The sequence below is a fragment of the Nostoc sp. DedQUE08 genome (assembly GCF_034530895.1).
Taxonomy (GTDB): domain Bacteria; phylum Cyanobacteriota; class Cyanobacteriia; order Cyanobacteriales; family Nostocaceae; genus Nostoc.
The window spans coordinates 217060-235081 of record NZ_JAVRCD010000002.1 but is presented as its reverse complement, the minus strand read 5'-3'; the positions used below and the strand labels follow the sequence as shown (position 1 = coordinate 235081).

Annotated in this window: 14 protein-coding genes and 1 pseudogene; 6 read left to right on the top strand and 9 right to left on the bottom strand. The window is 39.7% G+C overall.

All coding sequences use genetic code 11. From position 1 onward, the window contains the following. Positions 1 to 214, top strand: a pseudogene (locus RMY64_RS02310) (hypothetical protein); the annotation flags it as partial. A 333-nt stretch (positions 215 to 547) separates the two neighbouring features. After that, the gene (locus RMY64_RS02305) at positions 548 to 2011 is read left to right on the top strand and encodes a DUF4157 domain-containing protein (protein ID WP_322699192.1); all 1464 of its coding nucleotides are present in this window, start codon (positions 548 to 550) and stop codon (positions 2009 to 2011) included. Here the strand turns inward: RMY64_RS02305 and RMY64_RS02300 are convergent. The 3 genes from RMY64_RS02300 to RMY64_RS02290 form a co-directional block, all read right to left on the bottom strand. Continuing rightward, positions 1983 to 2177 (bottom strand): hypothetical protein, encoded by a 195-nt coding sequence (locus tag RMY64_RS02300; protein ID WP_322699191.1) that lies wholly within the window; start codon positions 2175 to 2177, stop codon positions 1983 to 1985. The genes RMY64_RS02305 and RMY64_RS02300 overlap by 29 nt on opposite strands. 42 nt (positions 2178 to 2219) lie before the next feature. Then, positions 2220 to 3092, bottom strand: a complete 873-nt coding sequence (locus RMY64_RS02295; protein ID WP_322699190.1) for an NAD(P)-dependent oxidoreductase — start codon at positions 3090 to 3092, stop codon at positions 2220 to 2222. Between the two features lie 78 nt (positions 3093 to 3170). Further along, positions 3171 to 3914 carry a tetratricopeptide repeat protein gene (locus tag RMY64_RS02290; protein WP_322699189.1) on the bottom strand — a complete coding sequence of 248 codons (744 nt, stop codon included), beginning with the start codon at positions 3912 to 3914 and terminating at the stop codon, positions 3171 to 3173. Between the two features lie 641 nt (positions 3915 to 4555). Between RMY64_RS02290 and RMY64_RS02285 the strand changes: the two genes are divergently transcribed. Continuing rightward, entirely contained in the window at positions 4556 to 6292 is a 1737-nt protein-coding gene (locus RMY64_RS02285; RefSeq protein ID WP_322699188.1) for a trypsin-like serine protease, read from the top strand. Between the two features lie 85 nt (positions 6293 to 6377). On the opposite strand, the gene crtO is transcribed toward RMY64_RS02285, so the two are convergent. The 4 genes from crtO to RMY64_RS02265 form a co-directional block, all read right to left on the bottom strand. Continuing rightward, entirely contained in the window at positions 6378 to 8072 is a 1695-nt protein-coding gene (crtO, locus tag RMY64_RS02280; protein WP_322686887.1) for a beta-carotene ketolase CrtO, read from the bottom strand. Between the two features lie 104 nt (positions 8073 to 8176). Continuing rightward, positions 8177 to 8938, bottom strand: a complete 762-nt coding sequence (locus RMY64_RS02275; RefSeq protein ID WP_322699187.1) for a DUF2993 domain-containing protein — start codon at positions 8936 to 8938, stop codon at positions 8177 to 8179. Positions 8939 to 9040: 102 nt separating this feature from the next. After that, positions 9041 to 10417 (bottom strand): cytochrome P450, encoded by a 1377-nt coding sequence (locus RMY64_RS02270; RefSeq protein WP_322699186.1) that lies wholly within the window; start codon positions 10415 to 10417, stop codon positions 9041 to 9043. Positions 10418 to 10902: 485 nt separating this feature from the next. After that, positions 10903 to 12285 carry a cytochrome P450 gene (locus RMY64_RS02265; RefSeq protein WP_322699185.1) on the bottom strand — a complete coding sequence of 461 codons (1383 nt, stop codon included), beginning with the start codon at positions 12283 to 12285 and terminating at the stop codon, positions 10903 to 10905. A gap of 186 nt (positions 12286 to 12471) precedes the next feature. Here RMY64_RS02265 and RMY64_RS02260 point away from each other — a divergent pair, with 186 nt between their 5' ends. The 3 genes from RMY64_RS02260 (at position 12472) to RMY64_RS02250 (ending at position 15523) form a co-directional block, all read left to right on the top strand. Beyond that, on the top strand, positions 12472 to 14685 hold the full coding sequence (locus RMY64_RS02260) for a phosphoketolase (RefSeq protein WP_322699184.1): 2214 nt from the start codon (positions 12472 to 12474) through the stop codon (positions 14683 to 14685). Positions 14686 to 14791: 106 nt separating this feature from the next. Beyond that, positions 14792 to 15370, top strand: a complete 579-nt coding sequence (locus RMY64_RS02255) for a hypothetical protein (RefSeq protein WP_322699183.1) — start codon at positions 14792 to 14794, stop codon at positions 15368 to 15370. Between the two features lie 24 nt (positions 15371 to 15394). After that, complete coding sequence (locus RMY64_RS02250) at positions 15395 to 15523, top strand: hypothetical protein (protein ID WP_322699182.1); 129 nt, start codon at positions 15395 to 15397, stop codon at positions 15521 to 15523. A 626-nt stretch (positions 15524 to 16149) separates the two neighbouring features. Here the strand turns inward: RMY64_RS02250 and RMY64_RS02245 are convergent. Further along, positions 16150 to 16743 (bottom strand): hypothetical protein, encoded by a 594-nt coding sequence (locus RMY64_RS02245; protein ID WP_322699181.1) that lies wholly within the window; start codon positions 16741 to 16743, stop codon positions 16150 to 16152. Then, positions 16733 to 17878 carry an ImmA/IrrE family metallo-endopeptidase gene (locus tag RMY64_RS02240; protein ID WP_322699180.1) on the bottom strand — a complete coding sequence of 382 codons (1146 nt, stop codon included), beginning with the start codon at positions 17876 to 17878 and terminating at the stop codon, positions 16733 to 16735. The genes RMY64_RS02245 and RMY64_RS02240 overlap by 11 nt, the downstream gene beginning before the upstream one ends. Between the last annotated feature and the right edge of the window lie 144 nt (positions 17879 to 18022).

Here is an 18022-nt window from a genome sequence, read left to right as displayed (position 1 = left end):
CGAGAAGGCAGAAGTTGATACAGAGTGCGCGAAACACCGAAACGTCTTGGCAGAAATTAATTCCGAGAAGGCAGAAGTTGATACAGAGTGCGCGAAACACCGAAACGTCTTGGCAGAAGTTAATTCCAAGAAGGCGATCGCCACGATCCAACGCTTGGACAATTTCAGCGAGAGGCGATCGCCTTTATTGTATAGCAACAGCCAAAAAGGTTAGGACATTAACAGATGATAAAATTTAGACACAAAAAGGCTTTTCACCCAGTCCCCAGCGATGCACTGAGCTTGTCGAAGTGTCCCTAGTCCCCAGTCCCTTGCTATAGTAGCGACTGTCTGAATAGTGTTGCGTAGGCAAAGCCCGTCGTAGACATCGCCCATGTATAATTGTTGATAAAATACGATCGCCAATCTTGTAGAGTGCAAAATAGAATCGGGTTCCCGAAGATTTAGACTTTCGATAAATTGTGTTACAAGTGCGATCGCAGTACTCTAGATATTATTAACAGTAAAATTATTGATCTAGCTACTGCTTGGGCATCTGGAGAAGAAAATGAGAGAACATGTCAGTCGGCAGAAAAAAACTACTACAGGCTTCTCAATTCCATCCCTGAAACAACCGATACGCGGCTTTGGTTTGGAGTCGTCGGCAATTTCACGCCAAGCAATTCCTAAAATACAACCACTCCATAAACCAGTTACTCACGATATCAGTCGCATACCACTGCGTACCCAAGCAAAACTCTCAATTAGCCAGCCTGGAGACAAATACGAACAGGAAGCTGATAGCGTTGCACAGCAAATAATGCAAACAATGGCGCAACCTGTAAATCGCCAGTCCATCCATCGAGTTGCATTGCCAGATTCAGAAGAATTGCAGATGAAACCTCTAGCCAATTCCATCACTCCTTTGGTGCAACGAGAAGCATTGCCAGAAGATGAGGAAGAATTACAAATGAAATTTCTGGACAATAGCACATTGCAACGAGAAGCATTGCCAGAGGATGAGGAAGAATTGCAGATGAAATCTCTGGACAATAGCACATTGCAACGAGAAGCATTGCCAGAGGATGAGGAAGAATTGCAAATGAAATCCCTCGACAATAGCACATTGCAACGAGAAGCATTGCCAGAGGATGAGGAAGAATTGCAAATGAAATCCCTCGACAATAGCACATTGCAACGAGAAGCATTGCCAGAGGATGAGGAAGAATTACAGATGAAGCCGATGGTGCAGCGTCAGGCTAAGGCTGGGATGCCTGCTGCGCCAGACTTGGAAGCCTCCATTAACCAAGCTAGGGGTGGAGGAGTGGCGATCGCAGACAATATCCGCGAACCGATGGAACGGGCATTTGGCGCAGATTTCAGTGGGGTAAAGGTTCACACGGATGGTCAATCTGACCAGTTGAATCGGTCAATTCAGGCGCGTGCTTTTACGACTGGGCAAGATGTGTTCTTTCGTTCGGGTGAATATAATCCAGGGAGTCGGGGCGGACAAGAGTTGTTAGCGCATGAATTGACACACGTTGTGCAGCAAAATGGTGGTATACAGAGGTATTTGTCACATGAGCAGCCCTCATTGCAAAGAGAACTCAACATAACATCATATCTAGTTCAAAAGACACCGATTGGTGGACCTCAACACAATTACACGGCAAATAACAGCAGTAACACATTCATCTCGGATCATCTCGCACAGACCGAGGCACAAGCAGAAACTGCAACGTTAAATCGAGCAAACAATGGGCGTGGTACAACTAACACCGTATTAATGGAGACAGATGCTAATGTTAAGGATTTAGTGCTAGGAGCAGACTACGACGCAGCAGAGCCATTGGGTGGACCAATATGGAAAGTGCCAATTAATTGCAATTACATAATCATCAGGGCGGCTCACGGAGCCGATAACAATATTATTCGGGAAAGAGGATCTGTACAAAATGGCAGGGTATGGGTGAAAGTCTATTTCAATGAGCAAGGGCGTACCATTAGCATAACAGGGGTGTGGGGACAATAGTAGATTGTAGGTAATTAGTGCGATCGCAGACAATATCCGCGAACCGATACAACTCCCAGGTAACAATCCAAGGAAATACTGCACGATCTGCTTGCAGATTGGTATCGGTTTTATAGAAAGCGTGACGGTTGAGATGCCTAAGTGTAGTGTGCCGGAGTAATCGCATTCCAAAATAGCTTATTTCCGTTTTTAGTTTTAACACTTAGCTTTAACTCAATTGTATTGCTTCTAATTCTTCCCTTACAGATAAAGGCTGATACCCCAATGCAAAAGCTTTGGAACTATCCAAAGAAACATCTATTGGTCTAGGTGCTGCCATTTTCACATCTTGTTGGCGGCAGGATTTAAGTCTAGTGGCGGGAAGTTGAAATACTTCTACTAATATCTGTCCAAAATCATAACGTGAAATCCGCTCTTTGCCACCTAAATGAATGATGCCATTAACTTTTTCTAATGCTAATAAAAGTCCTTTGGCGGCAGTTGTTCCACTTACTGGGGTGCGAAATTCATCAATAAATAAATTTAGTTCTTTTTCGGCTTCTAAAGTTTGAATAAATGGCTGAATAAAGCTTTTCGCTGTGGGTGTTGCTGCACCAAACATCAACGGCATTCGACACACTGCGGTCATAGGATATCTTTCTAGCATACCTGCTTCTGCGATCGCCTTTTGCTCACCGTAAAGATTGACAGGACACACGGCATCTGTTTCTCGATATGGAGCATTTAAACCATCAAAAACTAAGTCGGTTGAAGTAAAAGCACAAGGAATAGAATTATCCGCGCAAAGTCCGGCAATATTGCAGGATGCTGTGACGTTAATTGCGTGCGATTCTTCAGGGTGGGTTTGACAAAAATTTGGTTGCGAATGTGCAGCAGTATGAATAACTGCTTCTGGTTTGACATCATTAAAGATCCGTTTTAGTTCCTGAAAACTTGTTAAGTTCGCTTGTAAAATTTTCATACCAGGAATCTCTAAAGGATGGGATAAATAAGTACCATAAATATCCCATTCTTGTTTGGCAAGCTGGCAAAGATGCCATCCTAAAAAACCGCTTGCCCCAGTGATTAACAATTTTTTCATGTATAATCGTAAACCGCTCAAGAAAAAATCCTTGTTACAGCAGGCTTATATTTTACACTGAGTAGTGGCGATCGAATACTATTGCAGTAATTCCTGAAACTGTTTTTTACTACGCACTTTGCTAAAGTCAGGGTCAGTTTTTGCTAACTTCTTGTATTTATCAGGAACAAGCTCGATCGCTTTGTCTAGGTTCTCAATTGCTAATTCTAGATTGCTTTGTAAAGCATAAGAGCAAGCTTTGTTGTAATACGCTTGGTGCAAATCTTGCTTGATGGCGATCGCTCTATTATAAGATGCGATCGCATCTTGATAGCGGTGCAGCTTTGTTAGAGCTATGCCTCGGTTAATTAAAGCTTCATATTTATCGGGTTTGATGGCGATCGCTTTGTTGTAAGATGCAAGAGCATCTTTGTAGCGTTGCAACGATGTTAAGGCGATGCCACGATTATACCAAGCTTCATATTTGTCGGGTTTGATGGCGATCGCTCTATTATAAGATGCAAGAGCGTCTTGGTAGCGTTGCAACGATGTTAAGGCAATGCCACGATTAATCCAAGCTTCAGGACTCTCAACTTTGATAGCGATCGCTTTATCATAAGCTTTTATGGCATCTTCATAATTTTGTCTATCTAATAAATTATTACCTTGATGAAAGTAATCTTCTGCTTTTTGGGTAGCCTTCGCTTCTATGAAAAGTTGGGTTACATTGCTTTCTTGGACAACCTGTGTAGTATTTTCTACCGATGAGTTTCCCCCACCACTACAGCCAAATGTCAAGAAAGCTATCAAGCCAGATGCAACAAAGCAGTGCCGAAAAACCATGCTGTACCTACAAAAATTATTAGATAATGTTCAAATTTGTTAGTTTTTTGAGTATTATCAAAATACACTAGTTTTTACCCATTAATTTACTTATATTTATTTTGCCAGAAAATTTTATTGACGATGCATAAAACTTTATCAAAATCAAGCGTATGTAATAATATCATATTAAGTACACATAAAGCAATCGCTTAGAACCTGCTTTACTCAAAAAACAATTTATTTGTGCTGCTATATATATTGCGTAGCTGTGACTCGTTGTAAACATCGCATTTGTGTAGTAATTCACCCTGATGAAAAGCTTCTTCAATCCGCCAATGCCGACGGTATAAATCAGCCAGGATCGCAAAGGTGAAGACAGAAGTAATATCAGAATAGTTAGTTTTTCCAACCTCTATCTCTATTAATTACTTTTATTTGATGCTTAGAAATAAAATTAAAAGTAAGCTCTAGATATTGATAAATCGTAGAAATAATTTATATTAAATATATGGCAATTTAAAGTTTTAATATTACTTAAAAATTTATTATCGGGAAAAATTCTCATAAAAATTGCTAGTGCATTCATAATGCCATGAGATAATTTTTGGCATTAAAATTGTATATTTTGTATTCATCATTTTTATTTAGGATATAAAAGTATGTCTCTTTTCTCCCCTGATGGTCGGACAAAAGTTAGCAACACGACAACTTCTCCATTTAGTGCTGTAGGAAAGATGAGAATAAGTTGGAAAGGGCCAGATGGGGTTATTAATACTGCTGATGATATTATCATTAACGGTTCTGGCGCCATGATTGATTCCTACCACTTTTTAACAGCAGGACATTGTGTATATGATACGAGATATGGAGGTTGGGCAGATAAAATTGAGGTGATGCTTGGTTCTAAAGGAAATATCATTGCTGGTACAAACCGGGCTGATTATGAATATTATAGTGAAGCCAAATCTGTTTACACACGTTCTTTTGATGGATGGACTCAAGGAGATCAAACTAAAAGCGAAACTTTTCAATACGATATAGGATTGGTTACTCTTGACCGCAATATTGGAAACTTCACTGGCTGGTTTAACTATGGATATGACGATAATCTCAGCAGTGGAACTTTAATGAATGTTACTGGATACCCATCTGATAAGTTTGATTCCAATAGCGATAGGAAATTTGACAACTATGATATGTGGACTCAAAGTGGAAAAATCACAAGTACAACTGACTCGATCTTGCGTAGTAATGAGCTAGATATCCTACCTGGAAATAGTGGAGGCCCTCTCTGGCTTAATAATTCCAACACAAATAAACCAACTATTTATGGAGTAGCTTCAAATGAGACAACCAGCAACAAAACTCCGCTTTACAACGAGTTCGCCCGAATTACAAGCGCTCGATATAATGAGATTCAAAACTGGATCGACCAAGACAATACCGCGCGCCAACCCACTGACAAAGCTGATTTAGTAGATTCTGATGTATGGTTTAACACCACTCTTGGAAGTTTTAATAATAAAACTATCAAATATGGGGAAAATTTCAGCATCACAGTCTATCCTCGCAACAATGGTACAGCCGCGACAGGCACTTTCTCGGTTTCGTTTTACGCTTCTACTGATACCAATATCACTGATAATATTGGTTCTCATTACTTAATTGGTAATACAACTATTTCTTCGATTAATCCATTCAATTCGGGAACAGCGACTTGGAGCGGTGTGTTTCCTAATATCCCAATTGGAAATTACTATGTGATTTCATTTCTAGATCCAACTAATTCAATCCAAGAGTTTGATGAAAGTCTAAGCAGCAACCAAAAGGTATTTAGAACTTTACTCACTGTTACCAATAGTACGCCTACTTCGCCAGATATGACCGTTTCATCAACCGTTAGCTCGCCTTTATCAGCCAAGGAAGAAAATCTTACCTTAACAGGTGCAGATGATATTAATGGGACTGGTAATACTAGTAATAACAATTTAAAAGGTGGAAATGGCAATGACATCCTTATAGGCGGAAGCGATAATGATACTTTTGTGGGAGGTTTAGGTAACGATACACTAACGGCAGGAATTGGATCTGATGTTTTTACTATTAATACCCCTGCTGATAGTATTCATAACATTACAGATTTTTCGTCCTTAGATGACACAATTTATGTTTCTAAAATCGGGTTTGGAGGTGGACTTAGTGAGGGTATACTTCAAGCCACGCAATTTTTTATCGGTTCAATAGCAGAAGATAGTAGCGATCGCTTTATCTACAACAATAATACAGGAGGTTTATTCTTTGATGCTGATGGTACAGGCTCATCCAGTCAAATCCAAGTTGCTCAACTAGCAATAGGTCTAGCTATGACTAATACAAATATTTTCGTGATTGCCTAATAAGTAAAGACGCGATAAATCGCGTCTTTACATAAGGGTTTTGGGTTTATCTGAACTGTATTACTCTATTTTCTCTGTGCAAGGCTTAACTAATGCCAAACACTGACTCGACAGTTGACTTAATCGAATCCCGCGCATCTTTCAAAGTTTGGCTAATGGGATGTTTTGCCTGCAAAAATGCGCGCGCACAATTGCGTCCCGGCATTCCCGAAATTGAACCACCTGGATGAGTCCCTGCACCAGTCAAAAATAGATTATCAATTGGCGTTTTGTAGTTCGCTATTTCTGGCAAGGGACGGAAGAATACCATCTGATCTAGGGTCATGTCAACATGGTAATAATTCCCTTTGTACGCACCTAATCTTTCTCCTAGTTCGGCTGGACTTTCTACCCGACGGGCGATAGTTGCATTCTTGACATTGGGTGCATAGTCTGCCAATTTATCAATCACCCGATCTGCAACTTTGTTTTTCAATTCATCCGTCCAACCAGTACCTTTTAAACCAGTGCCTTCTGCACCAGCAATTTGATAAGGAGCAAAAAACTCAATCCATAGAGTGTGCTTACCTGGTGGTGCTAATGTGGGATCTAAATAACTAGGCATCACCAAGTACATTGATGGGTCAGCATCAGGAATTTCTCCCAAAGTACATTTACTATGAGCCTGTTCTACATGAGCCACAGAATCAGCAATCAAAATAGAACCAACCAGATATTCATCTTTGTGAGCGTGGTGAGGAAAGTGGAGTGGTTCGTCTAAAGCCAAATCTATTTTGAGGATGGTTTCGTTGTTGTTAACGATGCGGCGTTCTAATCTTTCCCATAAATTTGGGTCGGCTCCATCAATATCGCTTTTATCTGTCATTTGTAAGAACAACCGCTTGGCATCAATATTAGAAATAACCCCGTATTTAGCGCGATATTCTTTTCCACCAGCAACCCGCACACCTACAGCTTTGCCATCATCAATTAAAACTTTTTCAACGTGCTGATCTGTGAGAATAACGCCACCTTTACTTGTAACTAAATTCACCAAAGCTTGCACAAGTGCGCCAGTTCCGCCGCGAGGTCTGGCCATCCCTGGATTATGACGCATTGCCATCATAATTGCACCAATGGCAAGGGTTTTTTGTGATGGCGGCGCACCAAGTTCTGCTGATAGTCTGGCTAGTGGCGCTTTCAGAAATTCTTCATCAAACCACTCGTTAAGTAAATCCTCAGCGCTGGTCAACATCGTGCGAATAAAGTCCAGCGTTTTGTTTGGAGAACCAATAACAGAAAATAAATCTTTCAGTTTGGTGATGTCGTAGTTACCAAGGATGTCTATAACTGATTTTGGCGGTGCATTAAACATAGGAATCATTGCACCTAGCGCTCGCTGCCAAAAGTCTACAAATTCTGCATATTTTTTGGCATCACGTTGGTTGTAACGGGCGATTTCTGCACAAGTCTTTTCCAGCGACTTATGTCCTAAAAAATACTTCCCATCAGGATGAGGACAGAAAACAACTGGATCGCACTCCAAATAATGCAAGCCATATTTTTCTAGTTCTAATTCTTCAACAACTGGCCCTAAATGAATAAATTCATGGTCAATCGCACACAAATTGAATTTAAATCCAGGAGCTTCTTGCGGTAAGCATTCTTCAGTTGTTGCTGCGCCACCTGGTACAGAACGCTTTTCTAGTAACAGAACGCTATAACCAGCTTTTAGCAAATAAGCTGCGCAAACTAGTCCATTATGTCCAGCACCGATCAGCACAACATCATACTCTTGCATAGTTGGAATTTAGAAATAATAAGTAACTTTTCAAATGTTAGAAAATTTTTATGACATTGACATCATCCCTCAGTAACAAAATTTATCTTTATTAAAGATAAATTTTACTCAGGAGATGATAGACTTTCTGATGATGGTATTTGCCTCATTTGAGTTTCTACTAGAAGCACTAAACTACCAGTTTCTACTTTTACATCTTTAATATGAAATACCATATCTTCCCATTTAAAATATGGTATGTTCATTAATTCTTTGGCTTTTTGTATTAAAGCTGTAACTACTTCTAAGGATATTCCCCCTCCCTCAGTGCAGTTAAAACTCTCCAGCATCGCAGGTTGTGAATGAGTCCGTGGACGTGCGATCGCAGTATAAGCCAAAGGGCGAGTATTTCCCTTTTCCTTTAACAGTACTCTTCCCCTACATTCTATTTTGCCATCACCAGGTAAATATATTTCAATTTTTTGTGCTTCAAAACTTACAATTCTGCCATCTACATCCAAGTCAAAATCTTGCATCTTGCTGCGAACAAAGTCTGATGCCAAGGTACGGTTCATATCTAATTCTGTGAGTACAATACGAGCAATGGCATTTACTGGATCGTTAAGTTCTATTTGACCAAAAAGGGCACTTAAGGGATTAATGGTAATACTTTCTGTTTGCAGTTTTATTTCCTGTACGCGAACATCTTTTTCGATCACTAATCCTTGGCCTGTAACCGAAACTCCATCCGCCTGTCCCTGAACTATTTTAAACAGATCGGTTTGTACATCTATTTCTATTTTTTCTACTTCATCTAGCTTTTCAGATACTCTTCTTTCAGCTTCTTGGGATAAAAATTGTTCCTCCAACCGATGCTCATCAGGCATGAATTAGTAAGCTCCTAAATTTTCTCTTACTATTTACTGTAAAGGCTGGATGCTAAGGAGCGGATCTATATTTGGATATATGCAAATTGGAGGATTGAGTAATTAAGTAGAAAGTATTGTTTGTCTTTTTAGTTTTGCTTTTTTAGTAACAAGCATTTTTACACCGCCGCTAGGGACAATTGTGATACCACGGCGGACTGGATGCACAGGACGTTTATCAGTAAGGCTTAATTCAAAACGGGATAATATCATGGCTGTTACTAATTTTAGTTCGTACATGGAAAAGGCTGCACCAATACAACCGCGATAACCTCCACCAAAGGGTAAATATTCGTAAGGTGAAAATTTTTGGTTGAGGAATCTTTCTGGGCGAAACTGTTCTGGTTCTGGGTAAGTCTCGGCTCGGCGATGTGCTAAATAAATACAGGGAACTAAAACTGTTTCTGATGTAAATTTATGCTCCATAATTTCCACTCTATCTTTTACCATTCGCGGTGTGCAGATTAAAGCAATAGGGTGAATTCGCAGTGTTTCTTGACAAACGGCGGTGAGATAAGGTAATTGGGCAATTGTTTCAGGATTTGTGAGATTGTCCAAAGTATTTAGTTCTTGCATTAGCCGATGTTTAACCTTTGGGTGAGAGTGAATTAAATAAAATACCCAAGCTAATACACCAGATGTAGTTTCGTAACCCAATAGCAATAATGAAACTAGTTGATCGCGTAATTCCTCATCTGTCATTTGTTGTCCATTTACGTCATACGCTGACATCAGCAGACTAAGAATATCTGTACGTGCAGCATCATTTTGCCAACGCCTTTCAGAAATTTCTGCATAGATGAGTTTGTCAATTTGCTCTCGTCTTTTTAAGAAAATTCCCCAAGGACTCCATGCGCCTAAATCTTTTTGCAGCGAAGGAAAGAAAAATAAGCTGGAATACCAAGGTTTAGTTACGTCTTCTAATAAAGAACTCAATTGTTCTTTTAATTGTTGGTAACGCACACCATGAGTAATCCCAAATACCACTTGTAAGATAATTTCTAAAGTGAGATTTGACATTAATTTGTGTATATAAATATTTGTATCTGATGTCCAATGTTGTGTAATCTCTTCAGTTATTTGACAAATTGCTTGTCCATAAGATTTTAAATTATCGCCATGAAATGCTGGAAGTAATAGCTGTCGCTGTTGTTGGTGCGATCGCGCTTCTTGAAATACAATAGAATTCTCTCCAAACAAGGGTTTAAATACATGGGTTGCTTTTTTAAAATCTAACTTGTGTGCAGGGATGGCAAAACAATCGCTAATTGCTTGGGGATGGCTAAAAAATACTATCGGTGGTGACTTTAAACCCATTACCTGTACTGTGAAAACATCACCATATTTGGCAGCATTATTTTCTAAAAATTTTGTTGGTTCAGCAATTAATTGCAGAGTTTGTAACAACGCTGGTGTGCTGAGATTATTAAATAGTTTCATTGTTTATTAGATACTTTTAGGATTTCAGAAGGTGCAAATAATTCAATCCGCTTGGGTTAAGGCTTACTTCTCCCTAACACTCCTTAAAAAAGATGCAATTAGAGCAAGCTTTGTTAATATTTTCAGGGGATAGTAGGGAGTTAATTAACACTAAGTAACCCGTAGTGGTAATTAATCACTATTAATTTTTACAAAGTTAATGATAATATTTTTTCTGAATTTTTAAAGTGATTTACAGAAAAAATTTACTCAATTATTTTGGGATACACATATTAAAGTTACGTCTTTTGGTGATATTAAAATGCCTTATTTTGATGTATAATCTCACTCTTAAAATTCATTCTTTTTACAGTTGTAATATATTAAAATCCCCTATAGTCCTCTTTAAAAGAGGACTATAGGGGATTGTTTAAAAGCATTGAAAATCTATCTAAATGTATAGATAATTGACAGTTTGCTGAACGCAACCATTAAACCTCACAGCATCAAACAGAGGTTGTCTGGAGGATGGAAGACCTCACCTGACGTTGACTCGTGACAACCATCTCAATGGGACGATCTGGCCCTGTCACTAAACCACGGCGTTTAGGTCGCACTTCACCTTTATTAACTAGTTCTAATTCCTTGCTAGAAAGGATTTGAGCAAGTGCTAGCTTCATTTCCAACTGGGCAAACGCTAGCCCAATACAGCGTCTAGCACCAGCGCCAAAGGGCAAATATTCATAAGCAGAAAATTGCCGTTCTAAAAAGCGTTCTGGTTTAAACTGCTTAGGTTCTGGATAAATATCTTCCCGTTGGTGGGTCAGATAAATAGAACCAATTAGGACTGTACCCGGTTCTAGTTCGTAACCGCCCAGCGATATCGGTGTTCTAACTCTTCTGGGAAAAGTTAGCATACCTACTGGATAAATCCGCAATGTCTCGGAACAAACAGCGTTGAGATAAGGTAATTTGAAAACAGTGCCAGGATCTGGGTTATCGCCCAAGCTATCTAATTCTTGCAGTAGCTTTTGGCGCACTGATGGTATTTTATGAATCCAGTAGAATGCCCATGCTAAGGCTGTTGCTGTGGTTTCGTGACCAGCGACTAACAGAGTCATCAATTCATCGCGCAACTCTTCATCAGTCATGGGTTGACCGGCTTCATCTCTAGCAGCCATGAGTAAGCTAAGAATATCCGTGCGTGATGAATCTGGTTGTTCTCGACGTTCCCGAATTTCCTCGTAGAGGAGTTGGTCAGCTTCTTGCTGAAGGCGCATCTGATTTCCCCAGAAGTTAATCGGGCCAAAATCTCTTTGCAAAGCTGGAAAATAAAGCAAAGCTATACTTAAGCGAGAACTGGCCTTTTCTAAAAGATCGCCCAAAAAATGCTGTAGTTTTTCGGCGCGAGGCCCTTCATATAGACCAAATACAGCTTGCATAATCACCCGCAGGGTAATAGCTTGAGTTGCAGACCGAATATTAAAGGGTTTACCTATCTGGTATTGGTTGATAACTTGCTTGGTGACATCGGTAATCACCTGACTATAATTCCGCATTCTTTCGCCGTGAAAGGGAGGCATTAACAACTGGCGTTGGCGCTGGTGTTCTGCACCGCTAATGCTAATCACAGAATGCTTTCCCAGCAAAGGTTCAAACACCTTATTCAGATCGCCAGGGGCTTCTAATTCCTTGGTATCAGTTGTCAAAATTTGCTGTTGCGCTTGGGGGTTGCTGACAACCACCATAGGAGGCAGATTTTTGTCTAATCGGAGAGTAAAAATCTCGCCATAGGTTTTGGCACAATCCTCCATAAATAACATCGGATTAACAATCCAGCGCATCATCTGTACAACTGCTGGAGTTTGCGGCCCATTTGGGAATTTCATAAATTTTTTTCCGATTAAATATTTTTTGCTACTTCAACTAATTGAAATTTTGGTTGCCTGACCATTTAAAGTACTTATTCTAACGTTGCAAAAAAGCAATAAACTGTTACAACCTCGAAGATGTAAAATTTTGGTTAAATTCAACGAGCATCTACAGTTTCACTTCATCGTCAAAAGGTACTCAGCATGACTGCAATCTCCGCAAAGGCATCTTCAGCGCTTCCCAATTTTTCGGAAGGGATTCAATATTTTGGTGAAGCTTTACCAGATTTTGAAACTTATGGTGCAACACCTGCTATCGAATCGGGCAAAGTAGCGATCGCATCTCCCACAGAACCAAATGCAGTATATCAAACTTTACTTGCTGCCGATGCCCTGCGCTACCTGACTTTACAAGTTACTGGTAGTAAAGCTTCTGGGCATCCCGGCGGATTCGCCAGCCAAGCAGAAGCTTATGCATCTCTTGTCATGCTGGGATACAAGAACATTATTACCGAAGTCGGACACCACGCCCCCGGATTTTATAGTGCCATGTTCTTGGATCGATCGCTAGAGGACATGGGAATTTTTACAGTCCAAGAATTGCGCGATCGCTTCCGAGAAAAGCACGGACTTTTAGGACACCTTTCTGGTTACATTCCCGGTATTCTCGCACCTGCGGGGCCTTTGGGACAAGGGCAACACTTTGCAATGGCGGCTGCACTCCTGCACAAAGATAAATTGTTCCCCTTTACAGTTGGGGATGGTGGATTGGGTGAGCCTTATATTGTAAGTGCGATCGCACATTTTCATACAGCTTATCCTGCTGTCACCAATTTCTTACCGGTGTTGGTGTGGAACGGTTACAGCCAAGAACATCACAGCATGGTTTCCCTGAAAACCAACCCAGAGATGCAAGCATATTGGCAAGGTAACGGTTTTGATGAAGTGGTGTTAGTTGATGCCAAGGATTTCGACGATCGAGACCAACCAGGGGATTACGTTGATAGTACTGCCTTTTCCTTTGAGAAACGCCTAGAATTTACTCAAGCAGTACTTTCTGGTATAGATAAAGCAGCGCGATCGGCACTGGGTGGTAAACTTACCGTCTTCATTATTAAACAACTCAAAGGTGCAGGAGTCCACGCGCGAGGTGCAAAATCTCACAACCTGTATCCTAAAGATACGCTGGATGCGCCGCATATTGTTAGTGCATTGCAAACCCGTGCTTTGTCTGTGGAGGCTTGGCAATTAGTCAGAACAAATGCCGAACGCGCCGGTGGTGGCCCAGCAGGGAAAACTGTGGTGACAGAATTTGAATTTCCATTACCAGATTTAGGCGAATTACCTTTAGAAGAATATGCAGTTGGAGGTGAACCAAAAGTTTCCACAACTGCGATGGGACGATTAGTAGGAATAGTTGGAAATAAAGATCGAAATTTCCTTGTCACCAACGCCGATGGTAATGAAGCATCAGGAATTGCGAACATCAACCAAGCATTAAAGATTATCCACCCCACAACCGACGATTTATATAATCAAGCACCAAATGGACAAGTTTATGAACCATTGAGTGAAGATGCTTGTGCCGGTTTAGCTGCGGGTTTAGCGTTAATGGGTGCGAGAACTTTGTGGTGTTCTTACGAATCTTTTGCCATCAACGGATTACCAATTTGGCAAACTGTAACCCAATCAATGGCAGAATTGCGCCGTCAAACTCCCTCAACTATTACTTTATTCACAGCAGGCGCATTAGAGCAAGGGCGTAACGGTTGGACTCACCAACGTCCCGAAATTGAAGCTTACTTTGCTTCGTTGATGCGAAATGGAAATGTTTTCCCATTATTTCCGCCTGATGCTAATAGTATTCAAGCCTGTTATGATTGGGCATTGAAAACTAAGAATAAGGGGATTGTAATTACAGCAAGTAAATCGCCGTTACCAATTCGCACAACTTTAGAACAAACTCGTCAAGGGTTGCGCGATGGTGCGGTGTTATTACATGAAATTGCTGGCGATAAACAAGTTGTATTTGCTGTAATTGGCGATATGACATTAATGCCAGTATTTGAAGCTGCTGCTTTCTTAGAAACTGAAGGTATTGGTGCGAAGATTGTTTCTGTTATTAACCCCAGACGTTTGTATCGTCCCCACGATACAGCATGGGATATCTGTTCCGAACCTGATGGCGATTTCTTAGATGATGCGAAATTTGCCGAATTATTTGATGGCGATGCGCTAATTGCGGTTACTGGTGGTGCTGCGTCGATGCTAGAACCGATCCTGTTACGGAGTACAGCAAAGCGAGACACCTTTGCATGGAAACGTGGCGAAACTACAGCAAGTGCTGGCGAGTTGATGGCGTTTAATGGATTAACTGCTGAAGCGTTAACAAAACGTGCGATCGCGTTAGTGCATTAAGATAACGTAATACCCCATCTAGATTTTTACTTGGGTGGGGATTATTTAATAAAACAAAATTTTATGTTCTATAAATTAGAACCTGTGTAATTTGATCTAAAAAGCTATGATTAAACCTATACCAACCAAATATAATAATGTTCAGTTTCGTTCTAGATTAGAAGCAAGATGGGCTGCTTTATTTGATCTTCTAGAATGGGGGTGGGAGTACGAGCCTTGTGACTTTGATGGATGGATTCCTGACTTTTTACTAAAGTTTGATTCTCCTATTTTTGTTGAAGTTAAGCCCGTTTATAATTTTCCACAATATGTTGCTGATGAAATAGAAAATTCAGGTTGTACAGAAAATTGTCTAATTGTTGGAATGACTCTGGATTCACCTAAGAATAGCTCATATTATGGAGTTCAGATTGGTTGGAAGAGAGTCGTAGACCATGAAGAGGCTTTTTTCTTGGAATGCTCTGATCTAGTTTCGCCAGTTTACAAAAATTGGTTTGAAGTTGTCTTTACTCTTGATAAATACAAGAAAATTACTTTTGATGGCGCACCTGGACACTCACCAGGAATAGTTAGATTTACAGATGGATGGGAAGATTATGGTTCACAAGGTTTAGAAAAAGAAGTTCAAAGGCTGTGGAAGATAGCTGGGAACAAAGCGCAATGGAAAATTTCGATTATTTCATAAATTTGAAAGGAGAAGTTTAGATCAATGTTGGGTTTCGTTCCTCAACCCAACCTACAATTTATTGCAACTACAGCCAGTGCTGGCGAGTTGATGGCGTTTAATGGATTGACTGCTGAAGCGTTGACGAAACGTGCGATCGCATTAGTGCATTAAAGCTGCGTAGGCGTAGCCAGCCGTAGGCATCGTTTTTTATTTTATCGCAAATGTACGTATGGAAATGCTGAAAAATTGCGTTTAATGCGTATATTTGCGTTTTTTTATGAGAATTTCTAAGGCATTAAGATTAATTTATAAATAAATGTGGTTAGATTTGCTGAAATTCTTTAACATTAACAGGTTTTGAAGTCAGAAAAGCTGCTTTTGAAGTCAGAAAAGCTACTTTTCAAGTCGCAAAAGCTGCTTTTCAAGTCGCAAAAGCTACTTTTCAAGTCACAAAAGCTGCTTTTCAAGTCACAAAAGCTGCTTTTCAAGTCGCAAAAGCTGCTTTTCAAGTCGCAAAAGCTAGTTTACGAGTTCAAAACTTGATTTACAAGCCAGGATGAAACCCGATATTTTTATAGAAAACATGGCGTTTAATGGATTCACTGTGGAAGCTTGACAAAAAGTGCGATCAGGTTAGCATATTAACGTGAGTTCGACGGGTTGAAAAAGGTGCAAAAAAAAGCTGAGACTGGAATAAGAAGAAAAATTCAAGGGTGTCTCAGCTATGTCCACAATTGTATCTCGCCTAGATGTAACCCAGATTTTCTGTGATATTGAATTTGAAGTAATTCTTAATTTTATTCAGTTATTTGAGGGTTAAAGGCTTTTAATCGATAATCTAAAACTATTTGATACGCATTTAAGAAATGTTCTTCTAGAGGTCTCTCAGATTTTTTATGCTCACTAATTATTGGTTGCAAGTCACTATCACTCAAATAGTTAACAAATATCAACCAAGCTAGTAAATGAGGTGTGGTCTGTATCATTTTACTATTTATGGTCTGAGCAGCAAGTTTTTTAGCTCCTCTATCATCTGTTAGAAAAGCTTGACGAGTTTTCTTTGCAAAAGCAATAGATGCAAGTTCCCCTTTATCTTTTTTCTTTCTTGCTTGGAGAATTTCTACATCTTGAAGGTCTTCAATAGTTAAATGATAATATTTGAACTTTCCATTTTCATATTCCTGACGAAAACGATTCTGCAATTCTATTTCTGCTGGTTTCGGATTTTTACGTGGCTTGTGTAGACACTCATAATACACAAAATATGTACAAGAAAATACGCATCCGGCGTTATTAGCTGTTGTATAAAGAAGTTTAGAGGAAAGTATATTCCAAATAGCACAAGTATCTATGACATTATATTTATGGAAATTTGATGGATCAATCACCATACTTAATAGTTCTCCCGTAGATACTTGCTATTTCCGTTAATTCATATTTGCTAGCTAAAAGCATTTCTGCTACTCGACCAGCCGAAATAATATTCTGTTCATAGGCATCAAAGCAAAGTCCAACATAAAAATTTGACAAACCTCTTTTAAGAAGCTCTTCTCGACGTTGGCGAGAGCCGAATGAGAGGCTTTCAGGCAGTTCTGGATCAACTTTTAAATGTTTTGGGACTCTCACTGCTTTTATCTGGGTTTCTACATCTTCAGATATAAAATTGGCACTTTTTAAGGCATTAGCTAACGCTTCTGTACTCACCTTAAGTTTATTTGCCCATTCAACAGCTTTTTCAGGAGTCCAAGTTCGACAATCTGGTATTTTCTGTAAAAATTCTGGTGGCATTAAATAATCGGATGCAAAGTTGTTAGCTCTCACTTCAACTAAATTCCTTTTGTCTGTTTTCAAAGAAATAACAAATTCCTGCTCATCATCCAAAATTCCATGAGCCGATTCATGAGCCGCAGTAAATCTTTGCCTGTAAATATCTTCACTGTAATTCACTAATATGCACTTGCCTGCTGTGGGATGTCTGATGAATAAACCAGAGATGTTAGAGTTACCCAACTGGCGACGAAAAATATGAAATCCCAGAGAGCGAAAATCTTCATAAACATCCATACGGATTTCATTAGAAGCATAACCTAAATGTCTTCTGAGTGCCTTTGCAGCCTCTTTTCCGTGTCCTATGTAATAGTTACCTCTTTTGATAAAGCTAAAAGGTTTATAAATAATTGGTGAAGCCAGTTTTAACAGAAACTCTTCACATTCACATAAAAACAAAAATTCTTGTACTGCCCATCGGTCTTCTTTTGAAAATTCATCTCCATATCTTCGGAATAAAGTTTCCGTTTGCTCAAACGAAGCTACTCGCTCGTTGGAAATAAAAAACTGGTAATCACAGAGGTAATAGTCAGCAAATATTAAAACTTCATCACCAGTTGGTTGTCTTTCTCCATTTTCTAGAGCAGTCAGAATGTTTTCGGGGATGCCTGTGGCTGTTGCGACTTCTGCAAGAGATTTTTCAAATTGATCGCGGCATTTTCTTAGTTTAGAGCTAAACAAGGCAAGGTCAAAAGACATAGCATAGACAGCCTTGGAACTTTAAGTTGTAATATTCCTTGCTAGACTTGTGCATGGAATAGTGCCGTAAATAATAGCATAGCTATTGTAAAAAATACAAATTTAAAGAGTAATTTTACGGTGTGTTGGCAAAAACTGCCATAA

What these genes read in the sequence shown, in the direction of transcription:
- RMY64_RS02305 (WP_322699192.1), top strand. Translation starts at nt 548, where the DNA reads ATGAGAGAACATGTCAGTCGGCAGAAAAAAACTACTACAGGCTTCTCA.
- RMY64_RS02300 (WP_322699191.1), bottom strand. Translation starts at nt 2,177, where the DNA reads ATGCGATTACTCCGGCACACTACACTTAGGCATCTCAACCGTCACGCT.
- RMY64_RS02295 (WP_322699190.1), bottom strand. Translation starts at nt 3,092, where the DNA reads ATGAAAAAATTGTTAATCACTGGGGCAAGCGGTTTTTTAGGATGGCAT.
- RMY64_RS02290 (WP_322699189.1), bottom strand. Translation starts at nt 3,914, where the DNA reads ATGGTTTTTCGGCACTGCTTTGTTGCATCTGGCTTGATAGCTTTCTTG.
- RMY64_RS02285 (WP_322699188.1), top strand. Translation starts at nt 4,556, where the DNA reads ATGTCTCTTTTCTCCCCTGATGGTCGGACAAAAGTTAGCAACACGACA.
- crtO (WP_322686887.1), bottom strand. Translation starts at nt 8,072, where the DNA reads ATGCAAGAGTATGATGTTGTGCTGATCGGTGCTGGACATAATGGACTA.
- RMY64_RS02275 (WP_322699187.1), bottom strand. Translation starts at nt 8,938, where the DNA reads ATGCCTGATGAGCATCGGTTGGAGGAACAATTTTTATCCCAAGAAGCT.
- RMY64_RS02270 (WP_322699186.1), bottom strand. Translation starts at nt 10,417, where the DNA reads ATGAAACTATTTAATAATCTCAGCACACCAGCGTTGTTACAAACTCTG.
- RMY64_RS02265 (WP_322699185.1), bottom strand. Translation starts at nt 12,285, where the DNA reads ATGAAATTCCCAAATGGGCCGCAAACTCCAGCAGTTGTACAGATGATG.
- RMY64_RS02260 (WP_322699184.1), top strand. Translation starts at nt 12,472, where the DNA reads ATGACTGCAATCTCCGCAAAGGCATCTTCAGCGCTTCCCAATTTTTCG.
- RMY64_RS02255 (WP_322699183.1), top strand. Translation starts at nt 14,792, where the DNA reads ATGATTAAACCTATACCAACCAAATATAATAATGTTCAGTTTCGTTCT.
- RMY64_RS02250 (WP_322699182.1), top strand. Translation starts at nt 15,395, where the DNA reads ATGTTGGGTTTCGTTCCTCAACCCAACCTACAATTTATTGCAACTACA.
- RMY64_RS02245 (WP_322699181.1), bottom strand. Translation starts at nt 16,743, where the DNA reads ATGGTGATTGATCCATCAAATTTCCATAAATATAATGTCATAGATACT.
- RMY64_RS02240 (WP_322699180.1), bottom strand. Translation starts at nt 17,878, where the DNA reads ATGTCTTTTGACCTTGCCTTGTTTAGCTCTAAACTAAGAAAATGCCGC.